The 21909-nt window shown below is 37.8% G+C and carries 22 protein-coding genes; 15 read left to right on the top strand and 7 right to left on the bottom strand.

From position 1 onward, the window contains the following. The first annotated feature begins 15 nt into the window (after positions 1–15). From AB3I00_RS03415 to AB3I00_RS03385, 7 genes are all read left to right on the top strand, one after another. A complete protein-coding gene (locus AB3I00_RS03415) occupies positions 16–1128 on the top strand; it encodes an SPASM domain-containing protein (RefSeq protein WP_368024777.1) in 1113 nt (370 codons plus the stop codon). Beyond that, positions 1125–1901 (top strand): sulfite exporter TauE/SafE family protein, encoded by a 777-nt coding sequence (locus AB3I00_RS03410; RefSeq protein ID WP_368024776.1) that lies wholly within the window; start codon positions 1125–1127, stop codon positions 1899–1901. The genes AB3I00_RS03415 and AB3I00_RS03410 overlap by 4 nt, the downstream gene beginning before the upstream one ends. A 15-nt stretch (positions 1902–1916) precedes the next feature. Then, positions 1917–2768: a formylglycine-generating enzyme family protein gene (locus AB3I00_RS03405; RefSeq protein WP_368024775.1), complete on the top strand. Its 852-nt coding sequence runs from the start codon at positions 1917–1919 to the stop codon at positions 2766–2768. A gap of 471 nt (positions 2769–3239) precedes the next feature. Continuing rightward, complete coding sequence (locus tag AB3I00_RS03400; protein ID WP_368024774.1) at positions 3240–5060, top strand: DUF6056 family protein; 1821 nt, start codon at positions 3240–3242, stop codon at positions 5058–5060. 292 nt (positions 5061–5352) lie between these two features. After that, the gene (locus AB3I00_RS03395) at positions 5353–6690 is read left to right on the top strand and encodes a hypothetical protein (protein ID WP_024635685.1); all 1338 of its coding nucleotides are present in this window, start codon (positions 5353–5355) and stop codon (positions 6688–6690) included. A gap of 47 nt (positions 6691–6737) precedes the next feature. Next, entirely contained in the window at positions 6738–8867 is a 2130-nt protein-coding gene (locus AB3I00_RS03390; protein ID WP_104764261.1) for a hydantoinase/oxoprolinase family protein, read from the top strand. Beyond that, entirely contained in the window at positions 8842–9531 is a 690-nt protein-coding gene (locus AB3I00_RS03385; RefSeq protein WP_070676791.1) for a hypothetical protein, read from the top strand. Before AB3I00_RS03390 ends, AB3I00_RS03385 begins: the two co-directional genes overlap by 26 nt. Before the next feature lie 270 nt (positions 9532–9801). Here AB3I00_RS03385 and AB3I00_RS03380 read toward each other — a convergent pair whose 3' ends face one another. Further along, the gene (locus tag AB3I00_RS03380) at positions 9802–10488 is read right to left on the bottom strand and encodes a GntR family transcriptional regulator (protein ID WP_002312480.1); all 687 of its coding nucleotides are present in this window, start codon (positions 10486–10488) and stop codon (positions 9802–9804) included. A gap of 336 nt (positions 10489–10824) precedes the next feature. Here AB3I00_RS03380 and AB3I00_RS03375 point away from each other — a divergent pair, with 336 nt between their 5' ends. Beyond that, positions 10825–11106 carry a hypothetical protein gene (locus AB3I00_RS03375; protein WP_202765127.1) on the top strand — a complete coding sequence of 94 codons (282 nt, stop codon included), beginning with the start codon at positions 10825–10827 and terminating at the stop codon, positions 11104–11106. Beyond that, positions 11103–11531, top strand: coding sequence for a hypothetical protein (locus AB3I00_RS03370; protein WP_070770563.1), 429 nt, complete (start codon positions 11103–11105; stop codon positions 11529–11531). Before AB3I00_RS03375 ends, AB3I00_RS03370 begins: the two co-directional genes overlap by 4 nt. Positions 11532–11826: 295 nt before the next feature. Here AB3I00_RS03370 and AB3I00_RS03365 read toward each other — a convergent pair whose 3' ends face one another. The 3 genes from AB3I00_RS03365 to AB3I00_RS03355 form a co-directional block, all read right to left on the bottom strand. Continuing rightward, on the bottom strand, positions 11827–11994 hold the full coding sequence (locus AB3I00_RS03365; RefSeq protein WP_002292624.1) for a hypothetical protein: 168 nt from the start codon (positions 11992–11994) through the stop codon (positions 11827–11829). A gap of 77 nt (positions 11995–12071) precedes the next feature. Continuing rightward, the gene (locus AB3I00_RS03360) at positions 12072–12512 is read right to left on the bottom strand and encodes a thioesterase family protein (RefSeq protein WP_002374311.1); all 441 of its coding nucleotides are present in this window, start codon (positions 12510–12512) and stop codon (positions 12072–12074) included. Between the two features lie 3 nt (positions 12513–12515). Beyond that, complete coding sequence (locus AB3I00_RS03355) at positions 12516–13361, bottom strand: NAD(P)H-hydrate dehydratase (RefSeq protein WP_368024773.1); 846 nt, start codon at positions 13359–13361, stop codon at positions 12516–12518. Positions 13362–13509: 148 nt separating this feature from the next. Between AB3I00_RS03355 and pepV the strand changes: the two genes are divergently transcribed. Beyond that, positions 13510–14928, top strand: coding sequence for a dipeptidase PepV (pepV, locus tag AB3I00_RS03350; protein ID WP_368024772.1), 1419 nt, complete (start codon positions 13510–13512; stop codon positions 14926–14928). A gap of 55 nt (positions 14929–14983) precedes the next feature. On the opposite strand, the gene AB3I00_RS03345 is transcribed toward pepV, so the two are convergent. Together AB3I00_RS03345 and AB3I00_RS03340 are read right to left on the bottom strand one after the other, a co-directional pair. Further along, entirely contained in the window at positions 14984–15931 is a 948-nt protein-coding gene (locus AB3I00_RS03345; RefSeq protein ID WP_002292628.1) for a glycosyltransferase family 2 protein, read from the bottom strand. A gap of 222 nt (positions 15932–16153) precedes the next feature. Further along, complete coding sequence (locus tag AB3I00_RS03340; RefSeq protein ID WP_002292629.1) at positions 16154–16504, bottom strand: PepSY domain-containing protein; 351 nt, start codon at positions 16502–16504, stop codon at positions 16154–16156. A 199-nt stretch (positions 16505–16703) separates the two neighbouring features. Here AB3I00_RS03340 and pepA point away from each other — a divergent pair, with 199 nt between their 5' ends. From pepA to ytpR, 4 genes are all read left to right on the top strand, one after another. Further along, a complete protein-coding gene (pepA, locus tag AB3I00_RS03335; RefSeq protein WP_002294156.1) occupies positions 16704–17783 on the top strand; it encodes a glutamyl aminopeptidase in 1080 nt (359 codons plus the stop codon). Positions 17784–17925: 142 nt separating this feature from the next. Beyond that, positions 17926–18246, top strand: a complete 321-nt coding sequence (locus AB3I00_RS03330) for a thioredoxin family protein (protein WP_002292632.1) — start codon at positions 17926–17928, stop codon at positions 18244–18246. A gap of 21 nt (positions 18247–18267) precedes the next feature. Next, the gene (locus AB3I00_RS03325) at positions 18268–18732 is read left to right on the top strand and encodes a universal stress protein (protein ID WP_002292633.1); all 465 of its coding nucleotides are present in this window, start codon (positions 18268–18270) and stop codon (positions 18730–18732) included. A 204-nt stretch (positions 18733–18936) separates the two neighbouring features. Next, a complete protein-coding gene (gene ytpR, locus AB3I00_RS03320; RefSeq protein WP_098041285.1) occupies positions 18937–19542 on the top strand; it encodes a YtpR family tRNA-binding protein in 606 nt (201 codons plus the stop codon). Between the two features lie 105 nt (positions 19543–19647). Here the strand turns inward: ytpR and AB3I00_RS03315 are convergent, their stop codons facing one another. Then, positions 19648–20937: a S1C family serine protease gene (locus AB3I00_RS03315; protein ID WP_002290101.1), complete on the bottom strand. Its 1290-nt coding sequence runs from the start codon at positions 20935–20937 to the stop codon at positions 19648–19650. A gap of 427 nt (positions 20938–21364) precedes the next feature. On the opposite strand from AB3I00_RS03315, the gene rlmH reads away from it, so the two are divergent. Continuing rightward, a complete protein-coding gene (gene rlmH / locus AB3I00_RS03310; RefSeq protein WP_002287841.1) occupies positions 21365–21844 on the top strand; it encodes a 23S rRNA (pseudouridine(1915)-N(3))-methyltransferase RlmH in 480 nt (159 codons plus the stop codon). Positions 21845–21909: the final 65 nt, after the last annotated feature.

The raw sequence follows: 21909 nt of genomic DNA, 5'->3' as shown, positions 1-21909 counted from the left end.
AAAAAAGGTGAAGGAATGAAACATTTATCGGTTTTAATCAAACCAGCATCTTCGTTGTGTAATCTTCGCTGTAAGTATTGCTTTTATGCCAATGTTAGCTCACTCAGAGAGGTTCGTTCGTATGGAAAAATGAAATGTGAGATTGCGACAGCAATGCTAGAAAGTATTTACATCGATTTAGAAGATGGTGATGAATTAACTCTGGCTTTTCAAGGTGGCGAACCAACTATGGCAGGGATAAGTTATTTTGAAAACATTACTGATTTTGTAGCTCAACAAAACAAACAAGTGCATGTAAACTATGCGATTCAAACCAATGGCGTCATTATTAATGATCAGTGGTGTAAATTTCTAAAAAAACATAATTTTCTTGTAGGATTGTCCATTGATGGACATCCGTTGTATCACGACCTAAATCGTATAGATTCAAGAGGGAAAGGCACTTTTTATCGCGTTCTAGAAACCAAAAAACTCTTTGATCATTATGCAATTGACTACAATATTTTGTGTGTATTAACAAGGCCGTTAGCAGATGAAGGAGAAAAAATTTTTCATTTCTTAAAGGAGAAACGAATTGATTATGTCCAGTTTATTCCTTGTTTAGAAGATCTGGATGCAAAAGGGAAAAACAGCTATCCTTTAACGCCAAGAGGTTTTGCCAGTTTCTATCACAAAATATTTCAACTTTGGCTTGATGAATTGCGGACAGGACGATATATAAGTATTAAGTTATTTGATGACTTGATTAATTTGTTAGTTAGGCAACAAGTAACTGCTTGTGGCATTCTTGGGAATTGCCAAGTTCAATACGTCATTGAAGCAGATGGCAGTGTGTATCCTTGTGATTTTTATGTTCTAGATGATTATAGAATTGGTTATATTCAAGAGAATACTTTACGAGAATTGTTTGAACAGGATGTTTCCCGTAAATTTATTTGTGAACGACCAGTGACTCCTAAAAAGTGTCAAAGTTGTCCTTTTCAGCAAATGTGTGGTGGTGGATGTAAACGAATGAAGGACGTGGTATACATTGACGAAGACGGTTACTGTGGCTATCAGGAACTACTTCAAGAATTTATACCAAAAATAGAAGAAATATTGATTTTGTTGCGGGAGGTGAATATGTGATAGGAATTCTTTACTTTATTGTAATTGTCTTAGCCAATACTGTTGGAGCAGTTTCTGGAATGGGCGGTGGCGTAATCATTAAGCCTATTTTTGATTTTATAGGTGCGCATGATGTGGCAGCAATATCCTTTTATTCTGCCACTGCGGTTTTTACGATGGCTGTCATTTCTACTACGCGTCAATTGACTAGTGGTCGTAAGTTTAATTGGGAAATCGTCAGTTGGGTATCTGTTGGTGCAGTGTTAGGTGGGAGTTTCGGAAATCTAGCATTTGAGGCTTTTTTTAGCTGGTTTGGAAATAAAGATATCGTGCAATTGATTCAAATCGCATTAACAATGGGTACCTTAATTTTTGCTTTTATGTATACAAAATACAACTGGAAAAATTTTCAATTTACACATGTTATTTGGTATTTTAGTTGTGGTTTAATCTTAGGATTTTTAGCTAGTTTATTAGGTATTGGTGGTGGTCCAATAAATGTTTCATTACTTATGTTACTGTTCTCGATATCTATTAAAGATGCAACTGTTTATTCTATCTGTACAATTTTATTTTCTCAGTTTGCCAAATTGCTTACAATTGCTCTTACGACCGGATTTAGTCGGTATGATTTAACAATATTGTGGTTTGTGATTCCAGCAGCAATTATTGGGGGATTACTGGGGGCAAAACTCAGTAATGTTTTATCACCAGAAAAGGTTACTATTGTTTTTCAGAGTGTCATTCTTCTTGTGTTATTTATAAATCTTTATAATGCTTATCAAATATTATAGAAAGAAGGGAACGGGATGATTGCTATTCCAGAAGGAACATTTCACATTGGGACAAATCAACCAGATGGATTTCCTACAGATAATGAAGGTCCAAAAATAACTATCCAACACCCTGCATTTATGATTGATGAAACAACGGTAACCAATAAAGAATTTGCTTTATTCATTAAGGAAACTGGTTATATTACCGAAGCAGAGAAGTTTGGTTGGTCCTTTGTTTTTCATTATTTTTTAAGCGAAGTGACAAAAAAGAAAAGTAAAATAGTTCCTAATATGAACTGGTGGTACGCAGTAGCTGGAGCTGATTGGTCTCATCCTGAAGGACCAGATTCTTCAATTGAAGCCAGATGGGATCATCCGGTTGTTCAAGTCTCTCGAAATGATGCTGTTGCTTATTGTCAATGGGCTGGCAAACGGCTACCTACTGAAGCAGAGTGGGAAATTGCTGCTAAAGGGGGAACTGAGTTTCAAAAATATTATTGGGGGAAAGAATTCTTAAAAGATGGTAATTATCAATGCAACATCTGGCAAGGTGATTTTCCTAGAACGAATACGTTGGCAGATGGTTTTGCCAATACGGCTCCAGCAAAATGGTATGAAGCTAATGAGTATGGAATGTATCAACCTATTGGAAATGTATGGGAGTGGTGTAGTAACCCCGCGCGAATTGATTTAACAGAATTTAAGGAAAAGAACAGTGCTTATTACTGGTCACATCATCAAATAATTGATGATAAAACTTATGCTACGCGTGGAGGGTCCTTTTTGTGTCATGAATCTTATTGCAAACGATATCGGCTTTCCGCTCGAAATGGAAATACTGGAATGTCTGCTGCAAATAATTTAGGTTTTAGATGTGTAAAGTAATTAGTTGTTTAAAAATTCAGTTGATGATAAAGGATAAGACAGCTATTTAGTTTAATAGTTTCTATTTTTGTTTAGATGTTTAAATTCTCTCCCTATATGTCCCACATTATTGATCCAGATTTTTATATGACGAGTTTATAGATTGACCCAGAAAATGACCCAGTTTAATATGAAATTTGTTGATATTGATTGAAATGAGTATGATTATATTTCCTGAGCAATGCTTGATTTTAACTACGCATTCATAAAGAGGAAAGAAGATAACGAAAAGTTATGTTCTTTCCTCTTTTTTAGTGTTGTAATATACATAATTAAACAAAACAGTAAGAGAAATTTAGTAATCATTATTTCATCCTGCAGATTATTGGATTCATCGCGCATTAAAATAGAATAGATGCTATAATTTTTAAGAGAAAAGGATATTATTTAGCTAACTTTTCTTAAACAAAATATAACGAAAGAGGGAAAAAAGTGAATTGGTTAAAAGAAAATATAGACAAGAATAAAAGAATAGCCATGTTGTTATGTACTTATTTAATAATGGTTGTATTAAATTTTTTAACACCTTTAATTGCTGATGATATTGAATACATGTATAAAACTACGGATTTTTCAACTATACTACAAGACGAATATCATCAGTATATGACGTGGACTGGAAGATCCGTGGTGCATATCATCGCTCGTGTGTTTTTATTGATGCCTAAAATGGTTTTCAATTTAGTCAATCCATTAATTTATGTGTTGTTAACCATTTTGATTTACAAGATAACGACAAAAGATAAAACAGAGTTTCATGCTTTTAAATATTTGATGATAAATGTCGTTATATGGCTATTCATTCCCACATTTGGACAGACGATTTTGTGGGAAACAGGCGCTGCAAATTATTTATGGGGTGGAATAATTATAACTAGCGTTCTGTTTATTTACCATCGTTATTGTTATGCCGATAGATTACTTCCTTTTAAATCAGTAGGAAACCTTATAATTATGGCAATTTTAGGTGTCGCCGCAGGTTGGTGTAATGAGAACACATCTGGAGGTGCTGTTTTAATTATTTTAGGTTATATCTATATAACTTACCGTAAGAAAAAGCCATTACAATTATGGATGTTCTCAGGCTTGGTTGGTACTATTTTTGGGTTGTTTATGATGACATCAGCTCCAGGAAATGCGATTAGAGCAACTTACTTTGAACGTAGTACATGGTCTTTACCTCATAAATTGTTTTCAGGAATTGTAGATATTACCCAAACTCTACAAGAAAATGGATTACAGTTATTTATTTTATGTGCAATATTACTGTCATTGGGAATAATTTTTGATCACAGAAAAGAGTGGTTACGTCTATCTTATATTTATATAATAGCGGGATTGGCAACTATTTATGTATTAGCAATATCACCTGCAGGTCTTGGATGGGGGCGTTCTTTTTTTGGCGGAGTATTATATATTCTTATTGCAATGATGATAGAATGGCCCGATAAAATTGAAAAAAATGCGCCAAAGATTGTTTACAGTGTGATCAGCTCTATTTTGCTAGTCCAATTTCTATTTTCGTTTGCCTTAGGATCCATTGATATTGCACGTTCATATCGTAATATTGAAGAACAATACGATTACTTGAAAGCTCAAAAGCAACAAGGTAATTTGAATCCTGTTGTAAGTGAATTTCATTCGTATAATAATACGAGTTATCCTGCCTATTCCAACGCACTTTCGCATATAAAAGGGGATGTTGATGCGCAAGTAAACAGAGCTAACGCAAAGTATTTTGATTTACAAAGTGTCCGTTCTATATCTGAAGAGGACTGGAAAAATATCTATAAAAACGGCGATTCTAAACTGATGAATATATGGAATGCTCAGGATTATCTAAAAAAACTAGCGGACTCTGAAAATCCACTCATTGTTGCTGGATTTGGTGATGTCACACAGATAAATGAAACGTTGATAAATGACATGATAAAATTTTTCCCTAGCTTAGATCCAGAGATTTTTAAACAACACTGGAACTTTTCAGGAATGATTCTAGATAAAAAAGAAGCAATTTTATCACAAAAACAAAATTACAATATTTTCAGTAAAGATGTGGCTAGAAAAGAAATTACTGTTCGAACTAGCTATACGCCTTACGAAGATCAGCAGTTTGGATATATTAACATTGACGGGATAGCAATTTCACGGAATAAACCTGGAATCAATATAGTTGTTCTATCTAAGGATGGAAAGATCTTGGATTCTGTAAACATTGGCATAGTTAATGAAGAAGCGACTTTATTAAGATAAGGTTACTGAGACATCTTTTCATAAGTTTATTTCCTTTTGAACACCGTTTATTCGGAAAAGGGGGACTGTGACACAACTGTTGTCACAGCCCCCCTTTTTTTGTTTCCAATTCTTCACCATATAAAACGGGATAACAACGTATAAGGCTAAAATAGCATAATTAAGGTTTTTTAATTGAAATCCGAATATTTATGGTCATCCTCTAATGAAAGCGCTAACTGCATAAGTTAGAATGAACTTGACTGATATATTAGTTTGTTTATCAGAAAAATAAAATGGACGGAGGAATAACATGAGTGATATTATTATTGGTATTTTGTTAGTTATCTCATTCTTTTTCATGGTCTGGTACTGTGTAAAGGGCTACAACTTGATGGTCGGTTTTGCCATCATGGCGACTGTATGGATGGGATTAGCGCTAGTCGGAAACACGTTTTCGCCGAACCCGGCGATGGAAGGACAAGGAGTAATTGATGTATTGACGCATATCTATACGACTGGACCTGCTGAGTACGCCAAATCGATTTTGGTAAATGTCTTCTTTGGTGCCTTTTTCGGGCGTGTTCTAGTAGATAGCGGGATAGCAGCCACACTGATTCGTAAAGTAGTCGAACTTGGAGGGGACAAACCAAGAATCACGATGAGTTTGCTGTGTGTTGTAACCGCTGTTATATTCATGTCGATGACAGGAATTGGACCAGTGATTTCTATCGCAGTCATTGTTTTACCGATCTTGATGTCTTTAGGAATCTCAGTACCAGTTGCGCTGTTCTCATTTATGGGCTCGATCATGGCTGGGATCTTTGCTAATATCGTCAACTTCAAACAGTATCAAACGATTTACGCTGGTTTCAACCCAGCAGCTGAAAGCTACACTTATAATGACTATTTCCAAATCGGTATGATTGGGATGGTTGTAAGTTTAGTTGTTGTACTAACGGTGGCTAATATATCAATGAATAAAAAGAAACGCTATGCAATGGCAGCAAACGTACCGGCTGAAGGCGGCGACGCACCAATGATCTCATGGTTAGCCGTATTATTACCAGTTTTAGGGGTCGTTTTGTTAGATATTCCAATCATCTTAGGTTTTATTCTAGCAGGTATTTGGGCATTGCTGTTTACTGGAAAATTGCGTGGAGGTTATAAAGAAATCTGTCGTCAATTTGCGAAATTATTTACAGATGGCGCAGTTGATGTCGCACCAATGGTCGGTTTCTTGATGACCTTAGCGATGTTCAATAACTCAGCTGCGTACGCTTCTCCTTATTTTTCAGCTATTTTCGGAGATTTGATACCGCAATCACCATTAGTCTTAGCAATCGTATTTGCTATATTGACACCATTAGGATTTTTCCGCGGTCCAATGAATCTAGTCGGTTCAGGATCAGCTATTTTAGCTGTTGTATTAGCTGTGAACCCAACAATGTCGCCAGCCTTTTTGTTCCCATTGTTTGCAATCACAACGATTGCCCCTCAGCATTTAGATATTACACAATCTTGGGTCGCTTGGGGATTAGGGTATACAAAAGTAACGTCTCGAGAATACATGAAGAAATCCATCCCAACTGGTTGGATCATCGGTGCGATCTTATGTTTGATTACATTCTTCTTGTACGGGAACGCCTAGTAAACAAAACGTCGATAGAAATGATTAGATGAATGGAGGAAAAGAAAATGAAACGTTTTGTGCGAATGGGAATTGATGTCGGTGGTACGCATACGAAAGCAGTGGCAATCGATAATGCGACACATGAAATCATCGGAAAGTCTTCAGTGAAAACGACCCACGACGATGTTCGTGGGGTGGCTGCAGGAGTCGTTCAATCTTTTCAAAATTGTTTGCGGGAAAATAATATTAGTCCAGAAGACGTTGTTTTTGTTGCACATTCTACTACGCAAGCGACGAATGCGCTGATTGAAGGGGACGTAGCAAAAGTCGGTGTAATCGGTATGGCAAAAGGTGGATTAGAAGGTTTTTTAGCAAAACGACAAACTAGATTGAACGATATCGATTTAGGGAATAAGAAAAAAATAGAAATTGTCAATGCATTCTTACCTGTCAAACACTTAAATGTAGACCGTGTTTCAGAAACGATTTCTTCTCTAGAAAGGGAAAGAGCGGAAGTCTTGGTTTCTTCTATGGCATTTGGAGTAGATAATGGGGAACCAGAACGGGTCGTTTATGAAGCAGCATCGGTAAAATCGATCCCTACAACGATGGCTTCTGACATCACAAAATTATATGGATTGACAAGGAGAACTCGGACAGCAGCGATCAATGCGTCTATTTTACCAAAAATGCTAGATACGGCAACATCGACAGAAGACTCTGTACGAGAAGCAGGGGTCAATGTCTCTTTGATGATCATGCGCGGAGACGGCGGAGTAATGGAAATCAATGAAATGAAAAAACGACCTGTTTTAACCATGCTTTCCGGTCCAGCAGCATCAGTCATGGGCTCTTTGATGTACTTGAGAGCGTCTAATGGGGTTTATTTTGAAGTAGGCGGAACAACAACCAATATCGGGGTCATTAAAAATGGACGTCCAGCAATCGATTATTCAATTGTAGGTGGCCACCCAACATATATCTCTTCATTAGATGTTCGGGTTCTAGGTGTGGCAGGCGGTTCGATGGTACGGGCTAATCAGTCAGGAATCATCGATGTCGGTCCACGTTCTGCACATATTGCCGGTCTAGATTATGCAGTATTTACGGAGACAGAAAAAATCAAAGGTCCTAAGGTTGAATTTTTCTCTCCTAAAGAAGGAGACCCTGCTGATTACGTCAAGGTAGTGATGGAAGACGGAGAAGAAGTGACTATTACAAATACATGTGCAGCCAATGTCCTTGGATTAGTGCAAGAAGAACATTTTTCTTATGGAAATGTCCCATCTGCACGAAAAGCCATACAGGCATTAGCAGACTATTGTCATACGACGGTTGAAGACATCGCAGAGCAGATTATGGAAAAATCCTATGCTAAGATTGAACCAGTGATTTTAGAATTGGCAGACAAGTATCACTTGGAGAAAGATCAGATTTCTCTTGTAGGTGTAGGGGGCGGCGCTGCCTCTTTGATTACTTACTTCAGCAATAAAATGGGTGTGAAATATTCTATCCCTGAAAATGCTGAAGTGATCTCTTCTATTGGTGTAGCACTTGCAATGGTCCGAGATGTTGTAGAACGTATCATTCCTTCACCAAGTAAAGAAGATATCCGATCATTGAAAAATGAAGCGATGAATAAGGCGATTGAATCAGGTGCTACACCAGAATCGATCGAAGTCCACGTAGAAATCGATCCACAGACTTCAAAAGTAACGGCTATCGCTACTGGTTCTACGGAAGTGAAAGCAACCGATCTAACCAAGGAAATCACAACAGAAGAAGCACTAGAGCTTGCTGCAGAGGATATGCGATTAAATAAAAATGAAGTTTGCTTATTGGAAAATACACCTTTCTTTTATGTATGCGGCGAACAGAATCGTTCAAAAAATGCTGGAAGTCTTCGGATCATCGATCAAAAAGGATTTATCAAGGTCCAACGTGGACATGCTTCATGTATGAAAACAACTGCAGCCAATTATATGGCAGCAGTCGAACAACTTTGGGAAGATATGGCAGTTTATCAAACGGAGTTGATCGCCCGACCAGAATTTTATCTCTGTTTAGGAGCAAGAGTCTCTGATTTTACAGCGACGGATCTGGAACAACTACAGCTTTTGATGGATCTGGAAGTATCTACTATGGAACCAGAGGAAGAAGTGATCGTCGTTGCCGGAAACATCAAACAAACATAAGTTAGAAGAGTTACTAAACAAATTACAACAGATCCCCGAAGAAATTTGGGGATTCTATCAGTTTCAGCGAGATTTGTTTTGGAAAAAGATCCCTTTGTCCAAGCAGAAAATCCTCATACAACAATCAATCGATTGTGGTATCGAAACGGCATGTAGCATCAAAAAAAAGTACCCTTTTGCCGATGTAGGAGAAATTTGTGAACAAATGGCTATTCCAATCGTTCCCTGTGAATCAGAGCAAATAAACGAACGAATCACTTTTGCAACTTATGCAGAAGATGAAGGGATCCGATTGATGACGGAGCCGTTAGAAAAATTAAAATGTTCAGGACTTACTTCAATCTCTAAAGAAACAGCGCAAGCTTTGATTATTGGACATGAACTATTTCACCACATTGAAGCTTCTGTTAAGGGAATTTATACGCAAAACGAAAAAATTGTGCTATGGCGGCTGCCTTTTTATACACACCAATCAACCATTCGTGCATTGAGCGAGATAGCAGCGATGAGTTTTTCAAAAGAGATGAATCAAAGCCGTTTTTCGCCTTATGTATTAGAGGCAGTCTTGCTTTGGCCATATAATGAAACGCGTAGCCAAGGGATTTTAGAAGAAATAAAAGAAATAGAAAAAAGATGTGCGGAGTATGATTTTGCTCACAAATAAAGAGGTTGTGGCAGAAGTGGTCAGCTTCAAGAAATAAGAAGGAATTTACGAAAATGGCTTCTCAAATTTTTGTGACATTTCGGCTTATTTCAAAGAAGCTACTTCTGGAACACCGTGTATAAGAGGTTGTGAAAAAGCTGCCCTGCATCAAGTAATAAGAACAGCCAAACAAAAATAGCTCCTCCTATTTTGCCGTTTTTTGAGCTAATATCGAGGAGTTGGCAGGAGAACACTGAAAGGGACTGTGACACGATTTTTGTCACAGTCCCTTTATTTGATGGGTCTTTCCTGAATATCTTCAAAATAATCGGGGTAATTATGAATCACGTATTCTTGCTCTTCGATAATCATATGTAAATGCATCGTACAAAGAAACCCGACTTCATCAAAGTTATGATCAATCATTGATTGAAGCATTGTCTGATGTTCATCCAATACTCGACCCCAATCTAATTCTGAAATCGTCAAACGCAACCATCTGAAACGGTTCAAGTGCGTACTATAACTTTCCAGCCAGTCCCAAATCTCTCGTTTTCCTGCAATTTCATAACAAGTTCGGTGGAAATCAGTATCCAAATCAAAAAAAGCTTTTTTATTTTGAGCGATCACTGCCTGATCGGTTTGTTCTAATATTTTTTCTAGTTTAGCTTGATCTTGCGCTGTCATTTTCGCACTACATTCTTGCAGGATCGGTTTTTCCAGCTTTTCCCGCGTATAACGGGCTAATGAAGCAGATCGGATATCGATTTTTGAAACATAGGTGCCGGACTGTGGAATGGTTTTTACAAGCTCCTGATTACGAAGCTGGATCAGTGCTTCCCGAATAGGTGTGCGCCCGATAGCTAGTTGTTCTTCTAACACTTTATCGGAGATTTTACTTCCAGGTGCTAACTCGGAATAAATGATCTGTTTACGGATAGATTCATAAGCTTGCTGCTGTAAATTATTGATACCCATTAAAACTTCCTTTCTGTGTAAGTATAATCTATTATAACATAAATCGTTTACAAAACGTAGAAAGTAGCTACCGACAATGTGGTGACTATAACAAGTCATAAAAATTATAAAAAATAATGCTATACATTTAAACGAAGTAAAGATACAATCAATCCCAAGATAACGCTTTCTTTCGTAAGCGTAATTAGAAAGATGTTTTGTTAGGTCGATTATTTTATATTATGATCTTACTGCGAGACTGTTATCATTTTTTACAGTAAACATATTCTGGTTTTAACCACATTTTTTATGTGCTGTCATTAGGTTGATAAAAATAATATTTTAGGAGGGTATATGTTGAAAAAATTGTGTTTCGCTTTAACTTTAGGTATGTTAACTATAGGTACAAGCGTTGTAGCTCAGGCTGACTCTATTTCTGACTATGATACTGATATAGGCAATGCTATTACAGTTGATGAATCTAATGTAAACCACGTCGCTAATGACTTAATAGGGGTTTACCCGAAGTTAAGTAAAGGTTGGAATTATCCTACTTCTGTGTGGAATGTCGCTACACAAGGTCGAATGAATATGCAAGCGTCTTCTCGTGATTATGTATTCAGTGGGTATGTAGAATGAAAAATTCTAAACGTGTAAGAAAATCTTTATTACTTGTAATTTTTTTATTAGTGGGGATAGTAAGTGTTCATTCTGTTTACGGGGAAGAGCAGGACAAACAATTGGAAGGTGATACCCTAAAAATTATTTTTTCTGGTAGCGAGACATCCCCTTTGGAAAATAATTCGTATTTAGAAAAAAGTGAAATTTTGGGTGTTGTGGCGGACAGCACTGTGTTAAAAGTCAGTTATAAGCTCGATAAAGGATATACTTTTTTTGGGTATTTTGTAAGTAAAGAGATTTCAGAAAATGGGAAAGAAGTACTGGTTACTAGATTATACAAAAAAGAATCTTCTAAAACTAACAGTGAAGATGTGACTGGAGAAATTACGATTGATTTATCAAATGTGAACGCTGAAAGTCAGCTACAATTCATCATCAAGTGAATTTTTTCCCTTAGCACGATAAAAATGAGTTAGCCACAACTGTTTTTCAACGTACGAATGTACATGTAGTTAAGATAATGTCGGTGTATAATGTGTAATTGATTTGAAAAAAGGGGAGATGACAAAAAACATATCATCTTCCTTTTTTCAAATAAACGTCAAAAACCAGTTTCTCGGTATGAAGTCAAAATTATGCAAAAAATGTAAGAAACCATTTTCACATCCTCTTATATACGGTGTTCCAGTTTCTTAAAGTTGATCATTTCTGTCACAAGCTCCTTGTCAGTATAGATGATCAATCTGGTCGTACCTCTTGGATCGGTTTGACACGACCGCCGATTCTTTTAGCAAAAGCTTCGGATTCTTTTTTGTCTTTGAAAATGAGCAGATTGTCTAAGTTTTTTTCCCGAGTGCGGCAGCCAGTTTTATCGATGTAACCGTGCATTACTTTAACGACATACATGGGGATCACCTGCTTTTTTCTTTTCATTATACGAACTACTCGACACAATACAAGAAAAATGCTTAGACGGTTTTTTATTAAGAAATAGCATTATCCAGAGAAGCGTACGCTTGGAATAACTGATCTAGCTCCGGATTGACTTTGCTCAGCTTCACTAATCGTTGCGAATCAGAAAGTAAGAAACAGTGTTTACTGCTACCAATAGTTTTTAATTTTTTGTCTTCAGTTCCCACAATTTCGTAGCTAAAATCTAAACGTGTTCCCGTATATTTTTGGATAGTTGGATGGATGCTCACTTTTTCTCCGTAATGGATCATTTCTTTATAGCTGCAATTTACTTCCAGAACGGGGATAATGATCCCAGATTCTTCGATTTTTTTATAGGGAAACCCTAGATGTACCAATAAGGCTACCCGAGCCTCTTCAAACCAGCGGATATAATTGCTGTGATGAATAATCCCCATTTGATCTGTTTCATAATAAAAAGGTTCTCGTACATAACCTGTAAAATTCTCCATGATTCATGCCTCGTTTTCCATTGATTTTTTACAAAAATAATTCATCCACTTCGGAAGTGCTTCGCTGATCTGTGTCGGCAAAACGACATATTGTTCTTTTGCTAGCTGGTCTCCGATGAAACTATGAAGATAAACAGCTGCCGCAATCGTTTGGTCATTTTGTGGGAATTGGGCGAAGAATCCTGTGATCATTCCTGCTAAAGTGTCCCCCATGCCGCCTGTTGCCATAGCAGCTGAACCTAAAGGATTGGTGTAGAAGTGTTGGTGACCATAAATTTTTGTCTCATGACTTTTCAAAACGACCGCAGCACCGATTTCCTGTTGCTTCTTTTTGTTTTCTTCATCTCGCTGTTCTTGTATCGGTAGAGCACTCAACCATTGCCACTCCATTTGATGAGGTGTAAGTACTGTTTGTTCGGGATAGGGTAGCGAAAGATGGTTAGCAGCCAGTAAACTTAAAGCAGAGCCATCAATCACCAGCCATTGTTCTTTTGATTGGTTTTCTAGTACTTGTTTGAAACGTTCCAAACTCTTGGAAGAAGTACCCAATCCGGGACCAATCAAGAGTACATTTGCTTGCTTTATCACGGAAAGAAACTGGTCAGTATCCGTCCAATCTACGATCATTGCTTCTGGCAGATGACTGTGAAGGGCACTCCGATTTTTTTCATCCGTTACTACTGTCGTGAGACCTGCTCCACTGTGTACGGCAGCTAAAGCACTCATGATGATTGCTCCGCCGTATTGTTCATTGCCGCCAATCAAAACGACACGTCCAAATGTTCCTTTATGTGAAATTTTTGGACGAGGTGTGATGACTCTTTTCACTAGTTGTTTGTCTATCAGCATCAAAAAACCTCCTTTTACTCATTATAACGTATATTTTTTTTAGAGAAAAACAGATAAGAAAAGGAATTGTCAGATTTTTTGAACTATTTTTTTCTGTAATTTGTGGTATCATGAACACGAAGACTTAAATAAGTGGAGGATTAACTTTATGACAATTGATTGGCAAAAAGAAGTAGAAGCACGTAAAGAAGACTTGCTTGAAGACTTGAAAAATCTTTTACGTGTCAACAGCGAGCGAGACGACTCAAAAGTAACACCAGATGCACCATTTGGACCTGGACCTCGCGACGCATTGAAACATATGTTAGCTTATGGTGAACGTGATGGATTTAAAGTAAAAAATGTCGATAACTATGCAGGGCATATTGATTTTGGCGAAGGAGACGAAACACTAGGGATATTTGGACACATGGATGTCGTTCCTGCAGGAGATGGCTGGGACACAGATCCTTATGAACCAGTAATCAAGGATGGAAAGATCTTTGCACGCGGATCAAGTGATGACAAAGGCCCAAGTATGGCAGCTTACTATGCGATGAAAATCATTAAAGAACTTGACTTGAAACTATCGAAAAAAGTGCGTTTCGTAGTCGGTAGTGATGAAGAAAGCGGCTGGGGCGATATGGCTTATTATTTCGAACATGAAGAAGAACCAGATTTTGGTTTCTCGCCAGATGCTGAATTTCCGATCATCAATGGTGAAAAAGGAAATGTTTCTTTAGCTTTACGATTCAAAGGCGACAATGCAGGAGATTATGTATTGAAATCTTTTGTTTCCGGACTTCGCGAAAACATGGTGCCAGGAACAGCAACTGCAGCACTTCAAGTACCAAGTGCAGATGCAGCTATCGCGATGGAAGAAGCATTTTACCAATTCATCGAAGCAAATCCAGTAAGCGGAACGATTGAAGCAGACAATACGTATGTAAAAATCGAATTAGTTGGTAAAGGTGCACATGGTGCAAGCCCACAATCTGGTATCAATGCAGGTTCTTTCTTGGCATTGTTCTTAGATAACTATGAATTCTTAGGATCTGCTAAACAATTTATCCATGTAGCAGCTGCTTATGTCCATGAAGATTTCTATGGAGAAAAACTAGGAGTCGCTTATGAAGATGAAAAAATGGGCAAATTGACAATGAATGCTGGACTGTTTGCTTTTGAAGAGAATGGTACAGAGGAAGCGAACTTCATCAATATGAATTTCCGTTTTCCAAAAGGTGTAACAGTAGACGGATTGCAAAGTGACATCGAACAAACAGTGGGCCAAGAAGGCGCAACAGTTACTCGAGGTGCTCGCGTAATGGAACCACATTACGTACCAATGGATGATCCATTGGTGGCTACATTATTGCAAGTCTATGAAGACCACACTGGAGAAAAAGGCTACGAACAAATCATCGGTGGCGGAACTTACGGACGTTTGTTGAAACGTGGCGTTGCTTATGGAGCGATGTTCCCAGGATATACTGATACAATGCACCAAGCAAACGAATTTATGAGTCTTGATGACTTGTTCAGAGCAACAGCAATCTATGCAGATGCTATCTACCGTTTGGCGAAATAATTAATTAAAAAAGGATCAAGAATTGCAAATTATCTTTGCAGCCTTGATCCTTTTTTTACTTTCTACTATGGTATTCATGATACACATGATATAGATTCAGCTCGTACTCTTTCTTTGCGTTCGTGACGACCGTATCCAAAATCAGTCCTGTTACTAATGAAAGAAGGGCTAAAGTCATCAATCCAGTACTTAAAATCGCAGAAGGGATGCGTGTAATGAAGCTTGTCAACATATATTCACGAATCACAGGAATCCCCGTGACCAATCCAAATAAAAAGAAGAAGATGGTCCAGATCCCAAAGAAAAGCAAAGGTTTATAATCTTTGCACATTTTGATGATCATCATGATCACTTTGAATCCGTCAGAGAATGTATTCAATTTTGATTCGCTGCCTTCTGGTCGGTCCCGATATTCGATTGGGATCTCAACGAACTTGAATTTTTTATCTAGAGCATGGATCGTCAATTCTGTTTCGATTTGAAAACCAGAACTCATAATAGGAAAGCTTTTGACAAAAATTCGATTGAATCCTCGATAGCCGGTCATGACATCAAGAATTTTTGTTTTATACATTCTAGTAATTGTATTTCTAACAAGGTTATTTCCAAAATCATGGAAAGGACGCTTATTCTCATCAAAGTAGGTTCCATTTGATAGACGATCGCCAATGACCATATCTGCTTCGCCAGAACGTAATTTCTCAAGCAAACCATGTACAGCTTCGGCGGGATAAGTGTCATCGCCATCTACCATCAAATAATAATCAGCATCAATATCAAAGAACATTTGACGGATCACATTCCCTTTTCCTTGACGTGGTTCTTTCTTTACGATTGCTCCACCTTGAACGGCCAATTCGTATGTTCGATCGGTCGAATTATTATCATAGACATAAATATCTGCTTCTGGTAATTCTCGTTTAAAGTCTGCAATGACTGTTGAAATTGTTGCTTCCTCATTGTAACAAGGAATCAGAACAGCAATTTTTTCTTGTTGTTCCATTTTTCACTCTCCTTAACTATAGAAAACAAAAGCTGAATTAAAAATACCTCATAATCAAAGTAAATGCTAGTTTTTCCCGCTAAATATCATTTATTTAAAAAGAAAATACTGGAATATGTGTTTAAAAAGACCTGTCTAAAAAACCACCCACTATAAAAGAAGGATAGGATACCTTTCTTTTAGATAGTGGGTGCGTATTCGTTATTTCATTTTTTTGACGTATTAATCTATTGCGCCCTTTTTTCTTGAAATGTCTAATACGGTTCCTGTATGAGCATCTGCTAAAAATTCATAATAAACAGTTTCGCCATCTTCTATCCGAGAAAGCCCACCTCGATAAGCACTCGACCGAACGGCGAATTTTCTAATAGGTTCTTTTTCAAAAGAGATCCAAGAACCTTCGATTGCGCCTTCTTTTAAAAAAGATGTTTTGATATTTTCAAGCACTTGGTCTGCTGATAACACTTTTTTGCGATGATACCAAATCGTTGAAGCTACCCCGCTCAATAATCCTAGACCGATCCCAACGGCTAACCCGCCTTTAAAATAGCTTAATTCGCTTTCTTCATACATGTGGATATACCTCCTTCTTCTCACTTGCTACTCCTTGTGCTTATTTTACCACACTCTCATATTTTCTTTGAAATAAATAACCGCTACCAGAAAAAATAAGCTATAATAAATACAATCGGTCTGCAGAAAAAATCATATTTTATCCGCAGATCAATATAAGTCTGAGAGGAGTTTAGTCTGAAATTTAGACGAATAGCATATGGAAGAAAAAACATTTCAACGAATCAAAGAGTTAACAGAATTACAAGGAACAAGCGGTTTTGAACAAGACGTTCGCGCCTATATGGAAAGTCATATGGAACCGCTGGTAGATGAGTTACAGTTAGATGGTTTGGGCGGCATTTTTGGGCTGCGCCACCATGAAGAAGCGGATGCACCTCGTGTAATGGTCGCAGCACATATGGATGAAGTCGGATTCATGCTGACACAAATCCAAGAAAACGGGCTTTTCAAAGTCGTACCTCTAGGCGGCTGGAACCCTTACGTTGTTTCTGCTCAACGTTTTACACTTAAAACCTCTACTGGTAAGAATTATCCATGTATTTCTTCTTCCGTTCCCCCACATTTATTGCGAGGAACAAGCGGACAAAAATCAGTAGAAGTAACAGATATTTTGTTCGATGCTGGGTTTGAATCAAGAGAAGAGGCAATGAGTTACGGTGTCCTTCCAGGAGACACAATTGTGCCTTATGCTGAAACGATCAAAACAGCCAACGGAAAGAATATCATCAGCAAATCGTGGGACAACCGCTATGGCTGTACAATGGTATTAGAAGCTTTAGAAGCGTTACAAAATGAAACATTAGGTCATACATTGATTGCAGGCGCGAATGTCCAAGAAGAAGTAGGCTTACGTGGTTCTAAAGCTTCTGTCAATAAATTCAAGCCAGATCTGTTCTTTGCAGTAGACTGCTCTGCAGCAGATGACACAGTGACGAAAAATGGCACATTCGGACATTTAGGAGAAGGTACATTGATGCGTATCCAAGATCCAGGTTTGATCATGCTTCCTCGTTTGCGTGAGTACTTGCTGGATATTGCTGAAACAAACAATATCCCTTATCAATACTTTGTTTCAAAAGGCGGTACAGATGCAGGTGCTGCTCATACACAAAATGAAGGAATCCCAAGTACAGTGATTGGCGTAGTGGGACGTTATATCCATACGCATCAAACGATGTTCAGTATTCGCGATTTTGAAGCTGCACGAGAAATGTTGATTCAAACACTGAAAGGTTTGGATAAATCAACAGTGAACACGATCGTATACGGAAAATAACGCGATAGTAAAACTATAAAATCTGGCAAAAGCAACCTTTTGTCAGATTTTTTTTATAAAAAGAGGATCAATGTTTGTTAGTTCGTAAGAAAGGTGTATAATTTAATTGAAAAATACATAAAGAGAAAGTAGAGGAAAAAGAATGATTATCCCAAATAGTTTAGAAGAATTAGCAGGCTACGTAGAAACTGGAAAGAGTGTATTTTTCTTTACTGCCGGCTGGTGCGGAGACTGCCGTTTTATCAAACCGCAAATGCCTGAAATCGAAAATGACTTTTCTGATTGGCAATTTATTGAAGTAGACCGTGACAAGTACATAGATGTAGCCGCTGAATGGAACATTTTTGGTATCCCAAGTTTTGTCGTGATCCAAGACGGAAAAGAATTAGGTCGTCTAGTGAATAAAGATCGTAAAACAAAACAGGAAATCGAATCGTTCCTAGAAAGTGTAATAAAAGGCTGACATCTGTTAGGAGGGGTCAAGATGAATCAAGAATATAAGAACATTTTAGTAGGTATCGACGGTAGTGAACAAGCACTTGCTGCTTTCAAAAAAGCGGTAGAAGTGGCTCGCCGTAATAATGGGAAAGTATATGTAGCAAACGTAATCGATCAGCAATTTTATAACTTTATGGGCTATGCTCCTATTGATCAAAATCTAGTCGATCAGCAAACTGAAACAGCCAAGCAAATGATCGAAGAATGTAAAGAATATGGGAAATCTGTTGATTACACAAATATAGAAGGAATTATTGCCTACGGCTCTGTTCGTGAATCCATGGCAGTCAAATTGCCAAAAAAATATGCAATCGATCTAATCATGGTTGGGCAGTCTGGACTAAATGCAGTCGAACGCTTTATGACAGGAAGTGTAGCCAGCTACGTTATACGTCATTCACCTTGTGATGTCTTGATCGTTTCTGACGAAGAAGAACAGCCAAGTAATTAAGCAAGTGGAACTTGTATAATCTTTTTAATCAATTCACTAAAACAGTAAAGGGACTGTGACAAAAGTCTTGTCACAGTCCCTTGTTACGAATAAATGGTGTTCCAGAAGAAGCTTCTTCGGAAATAAAGCATGAAAAAAATCTCATGCAGTGAATGCAATTTTTTGTTAAGATAAATCTCAGCAAAGGATAATGGAGGAAAGAACATGATTTTTGCTTATAACAAAGCACACGTCGGAGACACTTTGATGGTTATCATAGCCGACGATAAAGGAACAGAAAACACTGTTGAACGTAAATGGAATGTTGCTCGGATCAAAGATGAACAAGGTCAAGTTGTTGCTTGGAACTTTTTCCATATCTCCGATCATCTAACAATCGAAGGGAACGGCCAAGTAAGCTTAACAGATGAAGAATTAGCGAAATTGAATCGATTGATCAAAGAAGCAGGATTCGAAGAACAGCTTGAAGCTGATCGTGAACCGAAGATCGTTGTCGGATATGTAAAAACATGCGTCCCGCATCCTGACTCTGATCATTTATCGATTACTGAGACAGAAGTAGACAATGGGACAGTATTACAAATCGTTTGCGGTGCACCAAATATCGAAGCTGGACAAAAAGTTGTCGTTGCAAAACCAGGAGCCATGATGCCGGATGGAATGATGATCTGGCCAGGAACTTTGCGAGGGGTAGACAGCTATGGAATGATCTGTTCCGCTCGTGAATTGCATTTGCCAAATGCTCCAGCAAAAAAAGGAATCTTAGTATTGCCTGAGGATGCCGTAGTCGGAGAAGCATTTCCAAAATAAAGAGGTTGTGAGCCTGCCGTTTCACTCTGAGTCGCAAGAAGTTGGCAGAAGAACACCATTTAAAAAAGAGGTTGTGACAAGTCTTTGTCACAACCTCTTTTTTTATTAATTTTCACTATTTTGATTTTGTTTTAATGCCGATTGATCGATCGTCAATTCAACAGTAGTTGTTTTTTCTTTCGAGCCTTCATAGTAAGTGATTTTGACAGAATCTCCCACTTTTTTCTTATACAAAGCAGATTGAAGTTCTACGCCAGAAGAAACTTCTTTGTCATCGATCTTAGTAATGACATCATATTGTTTCAATCCAGCTTTTTCAGCCGGTGTAGCTGTTTGGACATTTGTCACGATGACACCGTTAGTTACAGATGAAGGAATCTTCAAGATTTGTTCTTGTTGCTGAGTAGAAACGGCAGATAAGTCGACCATTGTGATACCTAGAGCTGGACGTGTCACTTTTCCGTCTTTTTCCAGTTGATTGATGATATTCACTACATCGTTACTTGGAATAGCAAATCCCATTCCTTCTACGCTTACATTAGAAGTCGATTCAGAAGTACTTGCGATCTTACTTGAGTTGATACCGATAACTTGTCCTTCGATATTCACTAAAGGACCACCAGAATTTCCCGGGTTGATCGCTGCATCTGTTTGGATCGCATTGATATTGACTGTTTCGTTCGATTCATTCGTACTTGTTACTTGTCGATTCAAAGAAGAAATGATTCCTGAAGTGACAGAATTCGCATATTCAGATCCTAATGGGGAACCAATCGCAATCGCAGGTTCACCAACCTTCAGAGCGCTTGAGTCACCAAAAGAGGCAACCGTTTCGACTTTATCTGAATTGATCTTCAACACCGCTAAATCTGAATAAGCATCTGTTCCAACTAATTCAGCTTTTACTTTCGTCCCGTCTTTCATCATGACTTCCAAACCTTGCTGTCCATCTACTACGTGGTTGTTTGTGACTACATAAGCAGTATTCCCGTCTTTTTTGTAGATCACGCCGCTTCCTTCACTATAAGCTTCCAAATTACTATCATCTGAGCTGCTACTTTCTTCTTGCTGCCCGAATAATCCGCCAAAACCGCTTGATTGATTTTGACTTTGTAAGTTGATAACAGAAACGACAGCGTCTTGAACTTTATCTACCGCTTTGGTGATATCAGAATCTACATTGACTTTGACATTTTCGACAACTGTTTCACCGGCTGAATTTTGATTGCCGCTTGTAGCAGTAGAACTATTGTTGCCAGTGCCCATCGCTGCATAAAAAATGCCAGCTGTCAGTAGTCCTCCAACGATCCCTCCAACAAGCCCCAGACCCAACTTACGCCAGAGGCTATTATTTTTATTTTTTTTCATCTTTGGTGTCACATTTTTTCTATCCATGTGTTCCTCCTCCAATTACATTCATTTATCTACTTTTAGTATAGTCTTATTTGTTGACTTTAGTCTACTTTGAGACTGTGAACTTTTTATGAAAAACTTTAGGAAAAATCATTGTTTTCAGATGAAAATATTTGATTTTCTTTTTCCACAGATACTGTGTAAAACTACGCGGATAGAATTGGAAAAATAAGGGATAAAACATATCCACAGCCTGTGCATAAAGTGGATAAATTCTTATAAAACGTATGTTTGCCTAATAAATGTGATGAAATAAGGTAAAATAACACTGTTTTCTGTGGATAAACCTGTGGATGTTGTGCATAACTATTGGGGAAATCTTTTTAACAAAAATAGCCAAAATAAACATATAGACGAAAAAATTGATTATAATAAACAAAGTGAGCGTGAAGATCAAAGGAGAGAAAACATGAATATCAAAATTATTTCAGTAGGAAAATTAAAAGAAAAATACTTGATCCAAGGTATCAATGAGTATGTCAAACGGCTGAATGCCTATGCAAAAATCGAATTGATCGAAGTTCCTGACGAAAAAGCCCCGGAGAATTTGAGCGAAGCGCAAATGAGACAAGTAAAAGAAAAAGAAGGAGAACGGATCTTAGCGAAAATCAAAGAACAAGAATACGTCTATGCCTTAGCAATTGAAGGGAAAAATCCCACAAGCGAATCTTTTGCTAAACAAATCGACCAATTAGGTATCCAAGGAAAAAGCCACCTTGTTTTTGTTATCGGCGGCTCTTTAGGACTCAGCGAAGCCGTCATGAAAAGAAGCAATGCTCAGATCTCTTTTGGCAAAATGACGTATCCACATCAATTGATGCGTCTGATCCTCGTCGAGCAAATCTACCGTGCCTTCCGGATTAATGCGGGGGCGCCGTATCATAAATAAATGATATTTTTGTAATGAGTTCGGGCATGCTCTCTACTTACTAGTAGGTCAAGTGATTGATCATT

Origin of the sequence: Enterococcus sp. C76 (assembly GCF_040886985.1) — a bacterium.
GTDB lineage: Bacteria > Bacillota > Bacilli > Lactobacillales > Enterococcaceae > Enterococcus_B > Enterococcus_B lactis.
Note: the sequence above shows the minus strand (reverse complement) of the source record. Positions and strands in the feature narration are given on the sequence as shown.

What these genes read in the sequence shown, in the direction of transcription:
- ytpR (WP_098041285.1), top strand. Translation starts at nt 18,937, where the DNA reads ATGATTTTTGCTTATAACAAAGCACACGTCGGAGACACTTTGATGGTT.
- AB3I00_RS03380 (WP_002312480.1), bottom strand. Translation starts at nt 10,488, where the DNA reads ATGGGTATCAATAATTTACAGCAGCAAGCTTATGAATCTATCCGTAAA.
- AB3I00_RS03360 (WP_002374311.1), bottom strand. Translation starts at nt 12,512, where the DNA reads ATGGAGAATTTTACAGGTTATGTACGAGAACCTTTTTATTATGAAACA.
- AB3I00_RS03415 (WP_368024777.1), top strand. Translation starts at nt 16, where the DNA reads ATGAAACATTTATCGGTTTTAATCAAACCAGCATCTTCGTTGTGTAAT.
- AB3I00_RS03390 (WP_104764261.1), top strand. Translation starts at nt 6,738, where the DNA reads ATGAAACGTTTTGTGCGAATGGGAATTGATGTCGGTGGTACGCATACG.
- pepA (WP_002294156.1), top strand. Translation starts at nt 16,704, where the DNA reads ATGGAAGAAAAAACATTTCAACGAATCAAAGAGTTAACAGAATTACAA.
- AB3I00_RS03355 (WP_368024773.1), bottom strand. Translation starts at nt 13,361, where the DNA reads ATGCTGATAGACAAACAACTAGTGAAAAGAGTCATCACACCTCGTCCA.
- AB3I00_RS03395 (WP_024635685.1), top strand. Translation starts at nt 5,353, where the DNA reads ATGAGTGATATTATTATTGGTATTTTGTTAGTTATCTCATTCTTTTTC.
- AB3I00_RS03405 (WP_368024775.1), top strand. Translation starts at nt 1,917, where the DNA reads ATGATTGCTATTCCAGAAGGAACATTTCACATTGGGACAAATCAACCA.
- pepV (WP_368024772.1), top strand. Translation starts at nt 13,510, where the DNA reads ATGACAATTGATTGGCAAAAAGAAGTAGAAGCACGTAAAGAAGACTTG.
- AB3I00_RS03330 (WP_002292632.1), top strand. Translation starts at nt 17,926, where the DNA reads ATGATTATCCCAAATAGTTTAGAAGAATTAGCAGGCTACGTAGAAACT.
- AB3I00_RS03325 (WP_002292633.1), top strand. Translation starts at nt 18,268, where the DNA reads ATGAATCAAGAATATAAGAACATTTTAGTAGGTATCGACGGTAGTGAA.
- AB3I00_RS03345 (WP_002292628.1), bottom strand. Translation starts at nt 15,931, where the DNA reads ATGGAACAACAAGAAAAAATTGCTGTTCTGATTCCTTGTTACAATGAG.
- AB3I00_RS03365 (WP_002292624.1), bottom strand. Translation starts at nt 11,994, where the DNA reads ATGTATGTCGTTAAAGTAATGCACGGTTACATCGATAAAACTGGCTGC.
- AB3I00_RS03340 (WP_002292629.1), bottom strand. Translation starts at nt 16,504, where the DNA reads ATGTATGAAGAAAGCGAATTAAGCTATTTTAAAGGCGGGTTAGCCGTT.
- AB3I00_RS03370 (WP_070770563.1), top strand. Translation starts at nt 11,103, where the DNA reads ATGAAAAATTCTAAACGTGTAAGAAAATCTTTATTACTTGTAATTTTT.
- AB3I00_RS03315 (WP_002290101.1), bottom strand. Translation starts at nt 20,937, where the DNA reads ATGGATAGAAAAAATGTGACACCAAAGATGAAAAAAAATAAAAATAAT.
- rlmH (WP_002287841.1), top strand. Translation starts at nt 21,365, where the DNA reads ATGAATATCAAAATTATTTCAGTAGGAAAATTAAAAGAAAAATACTTG.